The sequence below is a fragment of the Aphanothece hegewaldii CCALA 016 genome, from assembly GCF_003007785.1.
GTDB lineage: Bacteria > Cyanobacteriota > Cyanobacteriia > Cyanobacteriales > Microcystaceae > Chroococcus > Chroococcus hegewaldii.
This window is the reverse complement of the sequence record NZ_PXOH01000112.1, coordinates 1-1,160: the sequence shown is the minus strand read 5'-3', so window position 1 is coordinate 1,160 and position 1,160 is coordinate 1. Positions and strand designations below refer to the sequence as shown.

The 1,160-nt window shown below is 35.1% G+C and carries 2 protein-coding genes; one reads left to right on the top strand and one right to left on the bottom strand.

Translation table 11 applies throughout. The annotated features are described in order from the left end of the window. Nucleotides 1-188: hypothetical protein (locus C7H19_RS26620; protein ID WP_219907759.1), on the bottom strand; the 188-nt coding region annotated here is incomplete at its 3' end. A 21-nt stretch (nt 189-209) separates the two neighbouring features. Here C7H19_RS26620 and C7H19_RS25205 point away from each other — a divergent pair. Beyond that, entirely contained in the window at nt 210-533 is a 324-nt protein-coding gene (locus tag C7H19_RS25205; protein WP_106459633.1) for a helix-turn-helix domain-containing protein, read from the top strand. Nucleotides 534-1,160 lie beyond the last annotated feature (627 nt).

The following is a 1,160-nucleotide window of genomic DNA, read 5'->3' as shown; positions in this document are numbered from 1 at the left end:
AGCGATTTTTCAAGTTCTGGGAAGTACAAGACTACATAACCGCGTCTTGGGCGGTCAACGTGTCTCGCTAATCTCCATAAGGTCATATAGCATTGTGTGGCTGTAGTCCATTTTTCGTTTTGTTTTGTGATTTGGTAAGTATTTAGGTATTCTGGAGATGTAATGTTTTTGTTTGTATTGTTGGTCATACCAACAGTTTTACATTTATTGTGGAAGATTGCAACATATTAAGGCAAAGTTTCCGTAAGTTAAAAGATCATCGTAAGTATAAGCTGGTTGAACTAGCTCGTTTATCTGGTTTAAATCACTCTACAATTTCTACATGGTTATCTTGTCGTCATGATCTTTCTACAGAAAATCTGTGTAAACTTTTGAATGCAGCAGATCAGCTTTCACCTGGTTCAATCGCTGAATTTGCTTTTTTACTTGGCGGTGGTTTACAAGACGAAAGTCAGTTAGCAGATATATTAGATTTAGTTGCTGCTGAGTATAGAAAAATAAAAGACAAACGCAAGGATCAAGTTTGTGTGTAGCGAGAGAGTTTAAAAAGTTAGGGAGAAACTAAAGAATAATAACTTAAACTAATATTAATACAAAAAAACTACCAGCCGTTAAAACGCAAAATAAGGCTAACTTTGACTCAAAAAAGCATACTACAACGCAATACAAAACACTACATAAATTAAATACTATCTTTCAAAACATCAGTTCTAAGGGGTCTAGAAGGCGATTAGAGACGCGATAACCCTATTAAATGACTTCTAATACATGGACATAAAAAACAGCTAATAAGACAAACTAATTAAAGATTGAGCGCGATTATCTTTAAAAGTCAGTCAGGTAGTAACTAACATAGTTCTTGAAACCGAATGGCGTTGAAACTTTTTCACTCTCAAGAGTCAAAAAGCGAGTACAATATAGCTTAAATGCTCCGCCGTCAGGCGGCATTAGGGTAGTCTTGATACTCTATCAATAATTTTACATTGTCTATCTCTAATTATTATCCAGTAAGGTTTCTAGAAAATGCCAAAACGTAAGTGAGATAGAACGCAAGGGATCTTTAAAACCTCTTTCGCTTCTACAGGGTGCGGTTTTAACGTTTATTCTGTGCGGATTCTTATCAGGTTAATTGGTTGCGTGAATTCCATTTTTTAGTTTTT